This is a genomic window from Myxococcales bacterium (genome assembly GCA_016703425.1).
Taxonomy (GTDB): Bacteria; Myxococcota_A; Polyangia; order Polyangiales; family Polyangiaceae; genus JADJCA01.
The window spans coordinates 113,274-128,391 of sequence record JADJCA010000029.1; the positions used below are offsets into that span (position 1 = coordinate 113,274).

Consider the following 15,118-nt stretch of genomic DNA (forward strand, 5'->3'; position numbering starts at 1 on the left):
CCGCCTCTTGGTGTAGAAGGGCGTTTGGATGGATGCCCTCCCGCCCGACGCAACGAAGGCCCACGGCGACGTGCGACTGGGCTCCTTGGTGGCCCCGACCGACCTCCATCCGCGCACCGACGAGGAGCGCGACCTCTGTTCACGGGCCTCGCACCCCGACTGGCTCTACCTCGGCGGACTCGTCGCGCTCGACGTCGGCGCCATTTTGCTTCACCCGACGTTGAAGCAAGAAGACTCGCAGGCCGTCCGTGCCTTGGGGCCTGGGCTGCTCGGGCTCACCTGGGGCGCGACGCTCGGCGGAGCCGTGCTTTCGCGCCCGACCTGCGATCCGAATTTCGTCTGGAGCGCCCCGCCCGATGGCGACGTGCGCTCGAGCTGGCCGCTGGCCACCGCCCTCGCGCTCGTCTCCGCGGCGACGGCGCCGCTCCTCGTGGGCATCGTGACGGGGCCCCTCTCGACGCAGTGGGAATACCCCGAGCGGAGCTCACGGCTCTGGATCAGCGCCGGAGCCGGCGCCATCGGCTCGCTCTTGCCGCGCATTCCTTGGATCGCACCCGCGCCGCACCGCGCTGGCCTTGAGCTGGAACGGTTGCGCCTTGAGCCGCAGAAGTCCGGCGCAACGGCCACCGTCACCTGGCGGTTCTAAAGGCTTCCTCGGAGCGCGTCAGCCGGCGCGGCGGCCCACGACGAAGCGGGCGAGGGGACTCAAGAGCTCGAGGCCGTCGGTCGTGCCGCGCGTCGGGAGCGCGAGCGCCTTTTCGACGAACGCCTCGCGGCGCGCGTCGTCATCGATGTCACTCGCCAACCGACCCACGAGCTCAAGCCACCGCGTGCGCCCGATGAGGCCGCCTTCGCCGCGCAGGCTCAGCGTGGCCTGCGCGAAGACGAAGTCGCCGGCGAAGCCGAGCGTCTCGAGCGTGAGGTCGCGCAGCGCATCGATGGCGCTCTCGGCGATGGTCTCCTTCGGCGCCTCGACGCGCGCGAAGAAGCCCGACTCCTTGCGCTCCTCACGGGAGGCTGAGACGGGAGCCGACGACGAGGCGGAGGACGGGAGCGATGCCGGCGCGCTGCTTCGTCGCGTGGCGATCTCGGCGGCGCGCCCGAGGTGCGCCGCGACGATGTCGACGTCGCACGAAGGCGCCATCACCACCACGAACGCGCTCGCGAGGCTGCGACGCACGAGCACACGAACGAGTTGACCTTCGAAGAGCGCGACGTGTTCGTCGAGCGGCGCACCGTCGGCTTCGACGACGAGATCGCGCATGAGCGGGATGACGCGGCCTGCGCCGAGCGTCGCGAGCTCGTCGCCGACGACGCACGCCAAGCAGGTGTCGCCCTGGAACGCCGCGGTGGCGTGCACACCGGGAACGTCCGCCAAGCGATCGACCAGCGCCGCGTACAATCGGGTGGGTTCCAGGCTCACACCAAACTACATAGCTCGTGGCGTGTGGGGCCGCAATCGATCCTTTGGCGCGAGGCTCAAAGTGCGGATTAAGTCCAGCGCGCGGCCTCTACGGACGGCGCAAGAAGCGGGCGATGACCTTCTTTTCTCCCCATCCAGGGAAGTCCGCCAAGACTGCCGGCTCGCCGAGATCGATCACCTTCTTCACGATCCCTTCGCCGAAGCGGTCGTGGAAGACGCGGCTGCCGCGGCGCAAGGGCACCGCGTCGCCGTCGCCGACGTCGTCAGCGAAGTACTCGCGATCGACGTATCGCTCGCCGGGCGCGACGGGCGGCTCTGAGCGGCGAGGTGGCTGCGACGGGGGCATCGAGCCGGGGCGACGCGTGCTGAGCGGCGAGACGAGGTCCCATGGCAAAGGCTCCATGCTCCGCTCTTCGCGTTCGACGTATCGCCCCTCTTGGAAGGCGCCGGCGCCGAGCTTCGTGCCCTTGTGCACGACCACGTCGCGCGGCAGATCGCCGAGGAATCGGCTCGGGCGCCCGAAGCGGGTCGTACCGAAGATCTGGCGCTGCGCCGCGTGCGTGAGCATGAGCGACTTTCGCGCGCGCGTGATGGCCACGTAGGCGAGGCGGCGTTCTTCTTCGAGCTCGTCGCGGCCGCCCGGGTCCATGCCGCGGTACGGAAACATGTCCTCCTCCATGCCCGTCAGGAAGACCTTCTCGAACTCGAGGCCCTTGGCTCCGTGCACGGTCATCATGGTGACCTTGCCCTCGTCCTTCATGCCGTCGATGTCGGCCTGCAGCGTGATGCGCTCGAGGTACGCGGCGATGGTCGGCGTCTCACCGGCCGCCTTCGCCTCCGTCTCGAAGTCTTGCAGCGAGCCCACGAGCTCGTTCAAGTTCTCGAGGCGAGCGTCGGACTCGGCGCTGTCTTCGCTGCGCAACGCCTCGCGGTAGCCAACGTGGTCGAGCAGATCGCTCAAGAACTGACTCGGCTCGCCGTGCTCCGAGAGGGTCGCGAGGCGGCCGATGAGCTCGCGGAATTGCACGAGGCGCTTCTTGGCGGCGGCCGCCAATTCGGTCACGTCGCCGACGCGAAGCAGGGCCTCACTCAAAGACAGGCGGTTCTGCGTGGCGAAGCTCGAGAGGCGCTCGACGGTCGTCTGCCCGATGCCGCGCGGAGGCGAGTTGATGATGCGGAGCATGTCGACGTCGCTCTTCGGATTCGTGAGGACCCGCAGGTACGAGAGCGCGTCTTTCACCTCGGCTCGGTCGTAGAACTTGGTGCCGCCGACGATGCGGTAGGGCACGTTGCCCTGACGCAGCGACTCTTCGAGCACGCGCGACTGCGCGTGGACGCGGTAGAAGATCGCGATCTCGCGGAGGTCGGTGCCCTCCTCGCGGGCGGCGCGAATGGCGCGAAGGATCGTCGCCGCCTCTTCGTGCTCGTCGCGCACGGCCACGATGTCGACGGGGGCGCCGCGCTCGTTGTCCGTCCACAGCTCCTTGGGCACACGCTCGTGCGACGGCGCGATGACGCCGAGCGCCGCCTTCACGATGCTCGCCGTCGAGCGGTAGTTCTGCTCGAGCTTCACCACGGCGGCGGTGGGGAAGTCCTTGCGGAAGCCACGGATGTTGCGCACGTCGGCGCCGCGCCAGCGGTAGATCGATTGGTCGTCGTCGCCCACGACGCAGAGGTTGCCGTTGTCTTTCGATAGCGCCCGCAGGAGCCGGTACTGCATCGCGTTGGTGTCTTGAAACTCGTCGACGAGTACGAACTCGAAGCGCCGCCTCAGCGCCGCTGACTCCTCCGAGTTCTCAAGCTCCAGCAGCCGAACGGTCTTGCCGATGAGGTCTTCGAAGTCGACGGCCCCGGCGGCCGATAGCGCCTCGTCGTAGCGGCGGAAGATCTTCTGGACCGCGTCGTCCATGTAGGAGTCGAGGTTCATGTCCTCGGGGCCGCGGCCCTCCTGCTTCTCGGCGAGGATGCGGTGGAGCATCGCGCGCGGCGGGTAACGCCGATCGTCGAGGTCGAGCTCGCGAATGACGCGGGTCAAGACGGCCCGCTGGTCTTGCGTGTCGTAGATGACGAAGTTCTTGGCGAGGCCCACGGCGGCCCCGAAGCGACGCAAGAGCTTCGCGCAGATGGCGTGGAACGTGCCGACCCAGAGGTCGCGCGCGATTTCGCCGCCGAGGAGCGCATCGAGGCGCGCCTTCATTTCGCCGGCGGCCTTGTTGGTGAACGTCACGGCCAGGATGCGGTAGGGCGCGATCCGCTCTCGCGCGACGAGGTTCGCGATGCGGTACGTGATGACCCGCGTCTTGCCGCTGCCAGCGCCGGCGAAGACGAGCAGCGGCCCGCGGACGTGCGCCACCGCTTCGGCCTGCGGTTCGTTGAGAGGAGCGAGCGAGAGCGTCACGACGACGCATCAATTCCAGAGACGGGACTCGGCGGCAATGGCCATCGGGAAGGGCAGGGGCGGCGGCCCGGCAGACCTGGCGCGGTGAAACGTGGCCGGTAGCGCCTCCCGGCATTCCAGGTACGCTGCTTCCTTCGTGCCGTTGGGCGTTCTCCCGCCGCGGAGCCATCGATGAATCGACTACGGACAGCCGCGTGGGCGTTCTGCGGCCTCGCCTCCTGCGGTGGACGCACCCTCGACGACATTTTCGTGGCCCCCGATGCGTCGCCGGCGGTGGTGTCCGTCGTGACGGACGCAGGGGCCGAGACGGGGCCGAAAGACGCATCGGTCGACGCCGACGCCGCCCCCGCTAAGGTGCCCCTGCCGGACAGTGCGACCGTCGTCGACCTCGGGCTCCGGACCACGGGCGAGCTCGTGACGTTTCCGATTCCCGCGGGCACGCTCGGCTTCCAGCTCGTCGTGCAAGCGCCCGACGAAGATGCGCTCGTGCGCATCGACCGGCTCGTCAGCCCGAGCGGACAGGTGCTCTTCGAGGAGGGTAAGCCGCGAGGCACCGAGCTCCCCACGGCCGAAGGGTTCGGCTGGGCCACCGCCGCCGTGCCGCAATCGGATGTGTACTCGAAGAGCCCCGTCGAGAGCGGCGTCTTCAGCGCGAAGGTCTTCGGTGAGGTGTCAGGGAGAGTTCTCCGCGTCTCGCTCGTGCTCCAGAAGACCAAAGACGGCTTCTTCCACGGCGGCGAGCTCGACTTGCACGTCTACGTGCCCAAGGGCCTGATGCTCTCGCAGCCGGGCCTCCGTCACGAGGTGACGGCGCAAGGCGCCGCCGCCGACGACGCGCTCCAGGCGCGCATCGACGCCTTCTACGAGCTGCTCGACGCGCTCGTCGGTGTTCAGCGCGGCGCCGTCTCGTACCACGGCATCGGCGCCCGGTTTACCAGCGTGCTCGATGAGCCCTCGCTTCGCGCCGCGTTCCAAGAGACGCGGGTGACGCCGGCGGGACAAGCCTTGCACGTCGTCTTCACCAACGATCTCGGCGAGGCCTTGGGGGTTGCGCCCGCGATCCCGGGCTTTGCGGTGACGACGGGCACCAGCATGTCGGCCATCGCCGTCACGCAATACGAAGACTCTTCGCCCGAGGTCGACGCCTTCACGATGCTCCACGAGATGGGGCACTTCGCCGGCCTCAGTCACACGACCGAGATCAAGTTCGACACCACCGACGCGGGCGGGCCGCCTTATTATGATCCGCTGGCGGACACGCCGCGTTGCAACGGCGGCGTGACGGCAGAAAACGCGCTCGACTGCCCCGACTATCGCAACGTCATGTTCCCCACGGGCGATCAGTCGACGGGCCTCTTGTCGACCGGTCAGGAGCGCGTGTTGCGCGGCTCGCCCATCTACCGTGCGCGCGCCAGCGGCCCTTCGGTGTTTCCGCCTCGGAGGCCGCTCGCGGACCGGTTTGTGGTGGCGGGGCACTCGGTCCTTCGGCGCTGCGTGCTGCTTCGTGGTCGGCGCTAAGGTGCTTCTCTTGAGACACAGGCGGGAAGGTTCGCGGGGCCCTCACGGTTCGCGGGAAGCACGAGGTACATGAACGTCCAGGTCGCCGTCCTCCTCGTGCCCCTCCTCTACGCGGCGTACGCGCTCTACGCCGTCGCTCGAACCGTTCATGCGGTGCGCCGCTTTCCTGAGTGCCAGCACAAGGACGACGACCTCCCGCAGCTCTCGGTCATCGTTCCCGCGTGCAACGAGGCCGACACCATCGAGGCCGCCCTTCGGACGAAGCTCAAGGCTCACTACCCGAAGCTCGAGCTCATCGTCGTCAACGACCGCTCCACCGATGAGACCGGTGCCATCGCCGAGCGCGTGGCCGCCGAAGATCCGCGCCTCAAGGTGGTTCACGTCACCGAGTTGCCGACTGGCTGGCTCGGCAAGCTCAACGCCCTCGAGTGCGGTCGTGCCGCGGCGACGGGAGAGATCATCCTCTTTAGCGACGCCGACGTGAACTTCGGCCCCGAACTCTTGCGCCGCTCCGTGTCGGCGCTCATGGCGCAGAAGCTCGACTTCATCACGGTCATCGCCGAGATGACGTCGCAGTCGTTCCTCCTCGATAGCAGCCTGACGACGTTCCTGCGCGGCTTGCTCATCGGCGGCCGCATCTGGAACATGCGCGACCCGTCGTCGCCCATCGGCGTCGGTGCCGGCGTCTTCAACTTGGTTCGTCGCTCGGCGCTCGAGAAGACACCAGGCTTCGAGTGGATCAAGATGGAGGTCGCCGACGACATCGCCTTCGGGCAGATGATGAAGAAGAGCGGCGCGCGGTGCGCCGTCTACAACGGCGCCTACGATCTTCACCTCGCGTACTATTCGTCGTTTCCCGCGTTCGTTCGTGGCCTCGAGAAGAACTCCTACGCGGGCTCGAGCTATCGCCCGTCGATTGCGCTGCTCATGCTCTTCATACTCGCGTATGGCGAGCTCACGGCGGCGGCGCTGCTGCCATTCGCGAGCGGCGTCGCGATGTGGATGGCCGCCGCCTCGCTGGTCTTGGTCGCGATTTCCCAAGCGCTCGTCGTCTCCTGGGTGCGCCGGCCCATGCTCACCGCCGTCTTGCCCGCGCTCGGCCCACTGCTCGTCATCTTCATCGCCGCGCGCGCCGTGCTCCTCATTCACCTTCGTGGGGGCATCTCATGGCGAGGGACCTTCTACTCTTTGGCCCAGCTCCGCGCCGGCATGCGCCTCGAGCGACTCTGAGCCCGCCGCCCCCGCGCCGCCGATGCGCTCAGGCCTTGCGCTCGCGCGGCCTTCGCCCCATGAACGCCCGCATGCGTACGGTGGCTTTGACCGCCTTCATGGCGCTCGTCCTCGCGGCGCCCGACGCGGAAGCCTGCGGAGGCAGCGGTCCCGGCGGCACCGGCGTCTGCGATCTCTCGAGCGGGCCCCGCCGCTCCCCGCGCGTCGGCGCGAGCGTGGTCGCCACCGACACGACGATCCTCTTTGGTCAGGGGCGACGCGCCGAGTCGACTCGCCTCGTGGCCTTCGCGTCGCTGGGCTTGCCCATCTCGCGCACGTTGACCTTCGAGTCTTCGCTCGGAGGCGTCCTTGGCGGGGAGCTTCGGACGCCGGGCGGGAACAATCGCCTCGGACCTGGCCTCGCGACGGCGTTTGGCTTGAGCTTCCGCGCGGTCGATGGCGCCGGCGCTCGTCCCCTCGTCGTGCTTGGCGTGACAGGCTCGACGACCGCCACGCAAACGCGCGACGCGGCGCGCCCCTACGAGGCGTACGACGTTCGCGTAAGCGGCCTGTTGGGGAAGACCCTGTTCGGAACGTTTACGCCCTACGCGCTCGCCCGCGCCTTCGGCGGTCCCGCCATCTATCGATGGGACGATGGCGCACGAGTCACGGGCACCGACCTCTACAAGTACCAGTTGGGCGCTGGAGCAGGCTTGCGCCTGGGCCCCGTCGACTTCTTCGTCGAGGGCGCCGCCCTCGGGGAACGAGCGCTCGCTTTCGGAATCGGCATCCGACCCTGAACGCGAGTTCGCTCGTCGCGCAGGCCGACGCTAGAACTCAGGCGGCGTCGCCTTGGGAGTGCCCCCGTGCGACGCGGGCTTCGAGCTTCGCCGCCAGCTTGTACTTCTTGGAGTAGACCGTGCCGCCGCTAATGCCGAGGCGCGTCGCGAGCTCCGCCGGCGTGAGGCCTTCGATGAGGTAGAGCGAAGCAAACTCTCGCTCGCGTTCGGTGAGGTTCTCGAGCAACTCGGCGATGAGGCCATGGTGCTCTCGCGTCGCCGCGTGCTCGAAGGGGTTGGCGTCCTCTTCGACGACGTCAAGCGCCGCATCCAGCGTGGTCAGCGGCGCCTGTCGCCGCAGTCGCCTTAGATGATCGTACGCGGCGTTGGTCGCCAGCATCGCGATGTACGAAGCGAGGCGGCAGCCGCGCGCCGGATCGAAGCTCCGGAGCTTTGCGCGATCGTTGGCCAAGAGCGAGCACAAGAGCGCGCTTCGAATGTCGCGGGTGTCGTCGCCGCGAAGATCGCGAAAGCCTCGTGTCACGCGAGCGATGGCGGCGGCGATGACGCGCTCGTAGGCGCGCCCGAACTCTTGCCAAGCGGCGGGCTCGTTCTCGATGAGGCGCCGCACGAGCGCGAGGTCGGCGTCGAGCGTGGCCTCGGCAAGAGCTGGCGTGACGGCGCGAAAGACGCCGCTTTCAGTGGACGACATGATCGGTTGTTGCGGGCCCCAGCCGGCGAGTCGCCGGGGAGAAAATTGACTCGCTGGGGGCTGCCTCGAACCCGCGACCTTTCTCGAAGTGCGGCAGCACTGTTCAATTAGCGTCCCGCGAGAAGCGTGCACCTTACGAGGGCCTTACATGACCGTCTCGGCGGATTAGCCCGCAACGAAGAAGGCCCTTCTCGTCGCGCGCTAGCGCGGGGGAGGGGCAGGCGTAAACGCTGGCGCCTTGGTCGCGACGCAATGCCAGTCCGCGGGCCTGTTGCGGTCTTGCCCGACGCACATCTCGCCGGTCGCGCATTTGCCGCCGCAGCGGCCGCAATTGACGTTGGTCGTGAGCATCACGCACTCACCACCGCATAGGCCCTGCTCGCACGCGCACTTGCCCGCCGTGCACTTGGTGAAGGTGCCGCACTCGGCGTCGTTGGAGCACGACTGCCCCACCTTCACGCCCGCCTTCAACTTTGGAGAGGGGGGCACTTGAGAGACGGGTGCTTTCGGGCCCTCGGCGCGCTTGTCGGTCGCGCTTGGCGCGGCGCTGACGACGCCCGACGGGGCCACTGGGGCGAGTGGCGCGGCGTCCGCGGAGGCCGCATCAGGCGTCGGCGCAGCCGCCGGCGCGTCCCTCGTGAGCACGTACGCGGCCGTGCCCCCGGCCACCACGACGCCTGCGCCCAGACCTACCGCGAGCGCCACGAGGCCGAGGTTCGTCTTCGCTCTGGACTGGCCCTCGCTCAACGTGGGCGCGGTCATGGAACGCGTTGGGGCCACGCCGGGGGCGCTGCCCTCGATTCGAGTCGGGGGCGATTGGCTCACCGGCGGACCGTAGGCGGGCTGTGCAAAGGCCGGCGATGGCGCGACAAAGGGCTGCGAGCCGCGCCCCGCGAGCCATGCCTCGAGGGCCGCCGCCATGGCGAGTGCGCTGCCGAAGCGTTGCTCGCGGCGATACGCCATGCCGTGTTCGACGATGGCCACGAAGGCCGGATCGAGATCGGGCCTCAGCTCGCCGAGCGAGCGCCGATCGTTGGAGAGGATGGCCCGGAGAGTCGTGGCGGCGGTGTCGCCTTCGTAGGGCTTCTTGAGCGTGCACGCGACGAACATCGATGCGGCGACGGCGTAGACGTCGCTGCGACCGTCGATGGTCTCGCCAGCGGCTTGCTCCGGCGCCATGTACGCGATGGTGCCGATGAGGCCGCTCGCCGAGCCCGAGGACGTGGTCGCGTCGCTGAGCTTGGCGACGCCGAAGTCGAGGACCTTGGCCACCTCACCGAGCGTTGCCGATGGGACCACGAAGATGTTCCCGGGCTTGATGTCGCGATGAATGATCCCGACGGCGTGGGCTGCGCCGAGCGCGTCCAATACGTGCCTCGCGATGCGCGCCACGCGCTCGGGCCTTAGCGGTCCTTCGGTCTTGATGAGGTCTGAGAGCGACGCGCCGCTCAAGAGCTCCATGACGAGAAACGGTGGCTCGTCGGGCGGCGATTGGAAGTCGTAGATCTGAACGATGTGCGCGTTGCCGAGCCCCGCCGCGGCGCGTGCCTCTCGCTGAAAGCGCGAGACTGCGGCCGCGTCGGGTTTCATGCCGATGATCTTTACGGCGACCGTTCGGCGCAGATCTTCCTGCCACGCTTCGAAGACGGCCCCCATGCCGCCTTCGCCCACGCATCGCCGCAAGCGATAGCGACCCCCGAGAAGCGTGCCGGACTGCGGAAGCATGAGCGCGACGAAGGTAGCCCAAGGGCCGCCGGAACTCGAGATAGGCCTCTGCGCGTACCCTCGACCTCGAACATGACTGGACGGAGTCCACGCAGTGGACGGAGTCCAGTCATAGAGGGGGGGGGGGGGGGGGGGGGGGGGGGGGGGGGGGGGGGGGGGGGGGGGGGGGGGGGGGGGGGGGGGGGGGGGGGGGGGGGGGGGGGGGGGGGGGGGGGGGGGGGGGGGGGGGGGGGGGGGGGGGGGGGGGGGGGGGGGGGGGGGGGGGGGGGGGGGGGGGGGGGGGGGCGGCGGTCCGAAGGACCCTGGTCACCTCGACCTCGACCTCGACCCCGACCCCGACCAGGACCCTCAGCCAGCGAGACCCATGGGGAGCGTTTCGGCGATACTCGTCCGCATGGTGGACTCTCGTCACTACGTCGCCGCGGCCGATCCGGGCATCGACGTTCGCGTCGTCTCGCGGACGAAGCTCCTTTACAGCGAGGGGCCCGACGCGGCGCTCGATCGCCCAGGGCACGTGCGGGCGGCCTCGGCGATGGCCCGCTTTGGCGATCGCGTGGCCATCGTTCAAGACGACGCGAACTTCGTCGCCCTTGTCGACGCGAACGGCCGCGTTACGGCGATTCCCTTGCCCCGAGGCGAGGGCGGGCAGCGCCTCTTCGACGATACGCGGGGAAACAAGGCGGCGAAGCTCGATCTTGAGGCGTGCGTGGTCCTCGAAGTCGGCGGCGGTCCGTGCCTCGTCGCTTTCGGCTCCGGGTCGACGCCGCGGCGCGAGCAGTTCGCGCTCGTCTACCCCGACGGCCGTGCCACGATGTTCGACGCGAGTGCATTTTACACGAATCTTAGGGGCGTCCCGGCCTTCTCCGGCAGCGAGCTGAACCTCGAGGGGGCGACGCTCCTCCGCGTACCGGGCGGCCTACCAGGCGGCGGGCGCGACGACGTCGTCTTCGCGTCGCGCGGCAACGGCGCCGCGAAGGGAGCCCTCGCGCCCATCGACGCCATGGGGCGCGTCTCCGCGACGCGGCTCATCGCCTACCTCGAGGGGCGCGACGACGCGCCTTCGCTCCGCGACGTCGAGACCTTCGACCTCGGGCGATTGGACGGCGCACGCCTCACGTTCACCGATCTCGCGGCCCACGGCTCGCGGCTCTTCTTCGTGGCCAGCGCGGAGGCCTCACCCGACGCGGTCGCCGACGGCCCCGTATCCGGCGTGGCCATCGGTGAGCTCGGAGCGGCGCCGCGCTACGGCGTCGTTCGAGATGAGCGCGGCGTTCCCCTTCTTGCGAAGGTGGAAGGTCTGCTCGTGGAGCGAGAGACATCGCCCGGGACCTTCACGCTCCGCGCCGTGGTCGACGTCGACGACCCCAACACGCCCGCCGAGTGGCTTGAGCTCGAGGCCCGCGGCTTCCGGCTCTAGTCGCCGTTGCGTTTGATTAAGGGCAATGATCGCAAGATCTTGCAAGACCGCCCCATTTCTCCGGTTGCGGAGTCGCTCCGGTGTGGCATGTACGCCGCCGATGTGCGACACGGTGGGATGTCGCGAAGGAGATCTCCAATGAAGGCTCATGCGGCTCTCGTGGCTCTTGGCGCAGCACTCTTGGTCACCGGTTGCAGCGGCGCGGCCGACGATGTCGCGCCGGCTTCGCAAGACGTTTCGCAAGACGAGCTGCGCGCCTCCGCAGGGAAGCGCTTGGCGAACGCGAGCGTCGACGAGGTCGTCGACGCCGGTCGCGCGATGCTGACCGAGCACCTCGATGCGGTACGGGCGGCGCACCCGCAAATGTCGCGGATCACGTCGGCCAATCGCACCGCGTTCACGACCGTCGGCTCGACGTCGTACATGGCGCTCGGCGAGATCATCGACGCCATCTTGAAGACGCAGTCCTCCGTCGCGCCGTCGTCCATTCTCGGCAAGCTCGACGACGTGGCGCGCCCAGCCATCAGCGAAAAAGCGACGCGCGGCATCGTTAAGTGCGACAGCGGCGGCGACGTTGGCCTCTTCGTGTACGACGCGTGCAAGCGCGCCGAAGAAGAGAACGCGTTCTCTCGCGCCGAAAAGCCTGCGGGCATCGACTTCGACGCCATTCGCGCCGCGTGGAGGGCGACCACCGAGTCGTCAAACCTCGACAACGAGCTTGTTCTCCCGGTCGCGTTTCCGAGCGAGCCCAACCTCGCGCAGCTCCGCAAGATGGCCGACATCCGCGTGCCCTACGCCGCCTCTGCCTTCGACGCCATCGACGCTTTCGCGACAGCCGACGAGAGCTCCGCGGCCGACAACGCGCGCGAGTTCGCCCCCATCAAGACCGCGCTTCGCGGCGCAGGCATCAAGAAGCGCTACGCGTTTTCCGGTCGTGGTGACGGCTACAGCCGCAACTTCCTGATTGTGGTCGACGAGCACAACCAGGCCTGGGGCTTCATGAGCGGCTACTCCGAATAGGCCTCACAACGCCGGCGCCACGCCGGCGCAGCGCAAGCGGGGGAAGGGTGGGGGCGCGCCGCTCGTACATTGCGGCGTGCGTACTCCCATCCTTACGGTCGCGTTCGGTCTCTTGCTCATCGGCCCGTCTGTCGTGGCGTGCAGCTCTGCCTCGCGTGACGTAGGCGGCGCCACCGCGAAACAATCGGGCGAAGGCACCGAGCCGACGTTCGCCGATTCCGGGAGCCCCAAGGTCGAGACGTACACGCCCGACGAGATTTGGGCTGACGATCCGCCGCCGCAATGGTGCGGACCAAAAAATGGCGGTCCCGCGCCCGAGCCCCCGGGTGGAACGCCCGAGTGCCCCGACGACAAGAACCGCGAGGGCTGCGCGTGCAAGAAGCTCGGAGAGGAAGCGTCGTGCTGGCCGGGCAAACGCGTGAACCGCGGCCTCGGTGCCTGCAAAGACGGCAAGACCAAGTGCATCGCGCAAGGTGAGCTCGGCAAGGTCTGGGGCAAGTGCGAAGGCTTCGTCCTTCCCGAGAAGAGCGCCACCAAGGGCAAAGACGCGTGCAAGTGCTTCTCTGCCGGCACGTGGAAGATCGACGATCTTCGTCCGTGTTTCGTGCAGGGCTCGAGTGGCAGCTACGCGACCTCGGCCTCCTGCGAGACGGGCACCGTGCCGCCCAACACGAAGCCCGCCGCGCCGTGGACCGGCGACACGCTCACGACCGACTGCGCCGGGCACTTCAAGCTTTGTTATTCGATCAAACAAGGCGACGTGAAGAACCCCAAGGCGAGCGACTGCTCGCTGATGACGGTGTGCACCGAGGACGACTACCTCGAGGCCGACAAGCCCCAAGCCTTCCCGAAGCTCCCGTCGTGGGTGAGCAACGACTCGGCGTGCGTCGACAAGATGCTCGCCGGCGCTCCCGTCTACGGCGAGATGAGCGTCGTTGGGAAGAGCGTCCTCTGCGACGAAATCGGCGACAGCGGCAAGCCCTACGTCTTCAACCGCGTGCAGTACTGCCCGATGGATTGCGGTGAGCGCCCCAACGACGCGGACTGCAAGTCGTGCGGGAGCGGCGGTTCGGGGTCGTTCTGAGAGGACGTGACAACCTAGGCCCTCACCCCTCTTCCGCCTCGAGCGGCGCGAACCCCAACGTGACGATGTCGCTGCGTCGTTGATGATCGGCGCACTGGCCGCGGCGGCGATCGGCGTCGCCGAGCAGCACGACGCTGCAGTGCGAGCAGACCTGCAGCTCGCCGCGGTAGTCCTCGGGGCGCAGCAGGTAGTCGCAAAGCACCAGCGATTGAACGCGCTGCGCGAGCGAAAGTCCGCTGCGGTGCACCGGGGCGAAGAGCATGACGCCGTCGTCGTCGACGACGCGCGCCAGCGTGCCCCACTCGGCGGCTTCGTCGACGAACAGGTGTTCGCTTCCGTTGGCGCAGGCCTCGATGCATGAGATCGCGTCCTGCCACGCCGGATCCAAGAGGCTCATGATGCGCCCGTCGGCCAAGCCTGGGACCGGCGTCTCGTGCCTTTGACTCGACGGGGGCCTCACCGATGGCGGTGGCGGCGTGTCTTCGCTCGACGTGAGGTGCGCGATGGCGGCGTACGGCCCTGCGAGCCACTCGGCCAGCTCACGCTTCGTCCAGCCCCCAGAGACGCCTCGGCAAAAGGCAATCACCGCGCGGCGGCAGTCGTCGGCGAGGTCCTCTGCCGTGACACCGTGGATGTGAGGAGGCGCACATGCGGGAAGCATGGCGTCTCATCGTGCAGGCGCCGTGCCATCGAGGGTGACCCGGCGCGCCGCCCGAAGCCCTTGATCTCCGGTTCGCGACGCTCCTGAATTTGCCCGGCAATACGCGAACGCGTGCGTGTCCCATGGCGAATGTCACGGGACATTGGCCTGAGCGTTCAGCAAGGGATACGCATCCGTGGTGGTCACGTCGCGACCCGACGCAACGGTCACACGTGCTGTTCTCGCCAGGTCCGGCAATCCGAAAAGCGTTCCGTGCCGGTGAGCCGTTGGATCGCGCCCTGCCGAGGCGCTGCAGGGCGAGCGCCGCCCAACCCTGGAAGCAGGGGGACTCGGTCGCGTCTCCGATCGGCCCGCTCGCTCCGAGCGCCCCCGCCACGGCCATCCTCGACCCAAAGTGCGTGAAGCGATCGAGCGCCGCCAACGCGAGTCGCCCTGCGTCCGGCGCGTTGAGGCGAAGGAGAGCACCATGACGACGAGCCTGTCGTCGTCACCGTTCGCAAGCTCTTCGAGTCGAGCGATCGCCGACGTGTCGCCGAGCTGACCGAGCGCGTTCGCGGCCGCTCCGGCCCTCGCGCTGTCGAGCTGCAAGGCTCTTTGGAAGAAGGGCACCGCGTCGGTGCCGGCGATCGCGGCGATCGCTTCGGACAATTCATCGGCGTGGTCTTCACCCTCAGCGCTCTCGAAGATCTGCTGGAGGGCGGGAAGTGCGGAGCGGGCGCGCATCTGGGCAAGCGACGCGCAGGCCGCCGTCGGCACCGTGTCATCCCCAAGCGTCTCGCGCAGCGCGCGGACGACGGCGCGGATCGCATCGTCATTGTCACGCTCGGCCAGGGCTGCGATGAGTGCCCGAGCGAAGGGGAGCTCGCCGTCCTCGAGTGAAAGCTCGTTGAGCGCCGCAGTGAGCGCGCTCGTCACGCTGGCATTGTTGACGTTTGCCAGATCTTCGGCGGCCCAGATCTGATGCCACGGGTCTCGTGAGCGCAGCGCTTCGATGCGCTGGGCCATGGTCGTGACGGTGTCGTTGAACGAAACTCGGCCGCTCATGGGTGACGCTTAGGCCACAGAACACGCGCCCGCAAGGCACGTCGACGACGCGCGCGGAAGACCGCAGCCGACGGGGCCCATCGAGGACGATCCGAACCTCGCGGACGAGAAGTTCCGCGCGCCTCGCA

13 protein-coding genes are annotated in these 15,118 nt (G+C 68.5%); 7 read left to right on the forward strand and 6 right to left on the reverse strand.

Annotated features, from left to right (window positions below):
* Positions 1-28 precede the first annotated feature (28 nt).
* On the forward strand, positions 29-646 hold the full coding sequence (locus tag IPG50_33925) for a hypothetical protein (protein ID MBK6697150.1): 618 nt from the start codon (positions 29-31) through the stop codon (positions 644-646).
* Between the two features lie 18 nt (positions 647-664).
* Here IPG50_33925 and IPG50_33930 read toward each other — a convergent pair whose 3' ends face one another.
* Together IPG50_33930 and IPG50_33935 are read right to left on the reverse strand one after the other, a co-directional pair.
* Complete coding sequence (locus IPG50_33930) at positions 665-1,423, reverse strand: hypothetical protein (protein ID MBK6697151.1); 759 nt, start codon at positions 1,421-1,423, stop codon at positions 665-667.
* An 88-nt stretch (positions 1,424-1,511) separates the two neighbouring features.
* Positions 1,512-3,821: a UvrD-helicase domain-containing protein gene (locus IPG50_33935; protein ID MBK6697152.1), complete on the reverse strand. Its 2,310-nt coding sequence runs from the start codon at positions 3,819-3,821 to the stop codon at positions 1,512-1,514.
* 171 nt (positions 3,822-3,992) lie between these two features.
* Between IPG50_33935 and IPG50_33940 the strand changes: the two genes are divergently transcribed.
* The 3 genes from IPG50_33940 (at position 3,993) to IPG50_33950 (ending at position 7,348) form a co-directional block, all read left to right on the forward strand.
* A complete protein-coding gene (locus IPG50_33940) occupies positions 3,993-5,339 on the forward strand; it encodes a hypothetical protein (GenBank protein ID MBK6697153.1) in 1,347 nt (448 codons plus the stop codon).
* A gap of 69 nt (positions 5,340-5,408) precedes the next feature.
* Positions 5,409-6,569 carry a glycosyltransferase gene (locus tag IPG50_33945; protein MBK6697154.1) on the forward strand — a complete coding sequence of 387 codons (1,161 nt, stop codon included), beginning with the start codon at positions 5,409-5,411 and terminating at the stop codon, positions 6,567-6,569.
* Positions 6,570-6,640: 71 nt separating this feature from the next.
* On the forward strand, positions 6,641-7,348 hold the full coding sequence (locus IPG50_33950) for a hypothetical protein (GenBank protein MBK6697155.1): 708 nt from the start codon (positions 6,641-6,643) through the stop codon (positions 7,346-7,348).
* Positions 7,349-7,385: 37 nt separating this feature from the next.
* Here the strand turns inward: IPG50_33950 and IPG50_33955 are convergent, their stop codons facing one another.
* Complete coding sequence (locus IPG50_33955; protein MBK6697156.1) at positions 7,386-8,039, reverse strand: sigma-70 family RNA polymerase sigma factor; 654 nt, start codon at positions 8,037-8,039, stop codon at positions 7,386-7,388.
* A 201-nt stretch (positions 8,040-8,240) separates the two neighbouring features.
* Positions 8,241-9,764, reverse strand: a complete 1,524-nt coding sequence (locus IPG50_33960; protein ID MBK6697157.1) for a protein kinase — start codon at positions 9,762-9,764, stop codon at positions 8,241-8,243.
* Between the two features lie 394 nt (positions 9,765-10,158).
* Between IPG50_33960 and IPG50_33965 the strand changes: the two genes are divergently transcribed.
* The 3 genes from IPG50_33965 (at position 10,159) to IPG50_33975 (ending at position 13,285) form a co-directional block, all read left to right on the forward strand.
* Entirely contained in the window at positions 10,159-11,181 is a 1,023-nt protein-coding gene (locus tag IPG50_33965; GenBank protein ID MBK6697158.1) for a hypothetical protein, read from the forward strand.
* 138 nt (positions 11,182-11,319) lie between these two features.
* Positions 11,320-12,201 carry a hypothetical protein gene (locus IPG50_33970; GenBank protein MBK6697159.1) on the forward strand — a complete coding sequence of 294 codons (882 nt, stop codon included), beginning with the start codon at positions 11,320-11,322 and terminating at the stop codon, positions 12,199-12,201.
* A gap of 76 nt (positions 12,202-12,277) precedes the next feature.
* Complete coding sequence (locus IPG50_33975; protein MBK6697160.1) at positions 12,278-13,285, forward strand: hypothetical protein; 1,008 nt, start codon at positions 12,278-12,280, stop codon at positions 13,283-13,285.
* A 22-nt stretch (positions 13,286-13,307) separates the two neighbouring features.
* Here IPG50_33975 and IPG50_33980 read toward each other — a convergent pair whose 3' ends face one another.
* Both IPG50_33980 and IPG50_33985 read right to left on the reverse strand, forming a co-directional pair.
* A complete protein-coding gene (locus IPG50_33980; protein MBK6697161.1) occupies positions 13,308-13,946 on the reverse strand; it encodes a hypothetical protein in 639 nt (212 codons plus the stop codon).
* A 132-nt stretch (positions 13,947-14,078) separates the two neighbouring features.
* The gene (locus tag IPG50_33985) at positions 14,079-14,990 is read right to left on the reverse strand and encodes a hypothetical protein (GenBank protein MBK6697162.1); all 912 of its coding nucleotides are present in this window, start codon (positions 14,988-14,990) and stop codon (positions 14,079-14,081) included.
* Positions 14,991-15,118: the final 128 nt, after the last annotated feature.

Coding starts and splice junctions, on each gene's coding strand:
- IPG50_33925 (MBK6697150.1), top strand. CDS start 29: ATGGATGCCCTCCCGCCCGACGCAACGAAGGCCCACGGCGACGTGCGA.
- IPG50_33940 (MBK6697153.1), top strand. CDS start 3,993: ATGAATCGACTACGGACAGCCGCGTGGGCGTTCTGCGGCCTCGCCTCC.
- IPG50_33945 (MBK6697154.1), top strand. CDS start 5,409: ATGAACGTCCAGGTCGCCGTCCTCCTCGTGCCCCTCCTCTACGCGGCG.
- IPG50_33950 (MBK6697155.1), top strand. CDS start 6,641: ATGCGTACGGTGGCTTTGACCGCCTTCATGGCGCTCGTCCTCGCGGCG.
- IPG50_33955 (MBK6697156.1), bottom strand. CDS start 8,039: ATGTCGTCCACTGAAAGCGGCGTCTTTCGCGCCGTCACGCCAGCTCTT.
- IPG50_33960 (MBK6697157.1), bottom strand. CDS start 9,764: ATGCTTCCGCAGTCCGGCACGCTTCTCGGGGGTCGCTATCGCTTGCGG.
- IPG50_33965 (MBK6697158.1), top strand. CDS start 10,159: ATGGTGGACTCTCGTCACTACGTCGCCGCGGCCGATCCGGGCATCGAC.
- IPG50_33970 (MBK6697159.1), top strand. CDS start 11,320: ATGAAGGCTCATGCGGCTCTCGTGGCTCTTGGCGCAGCACTCTTGGTC.
- IPG50_33980 (MBK6697161.1), bottom strand. CDS start 13,946: ATGCTTCCCGCATGTGCGCCTCCTCACATCCACGGTGTCACGGCAGAG.
- IPG50_33985 (MBK6697162.1), bottom strand. CDS start 14,990: ATGAGCGGCCGAGTTTCGTTCAACGACACCGTCACGACCATGGCCCAG.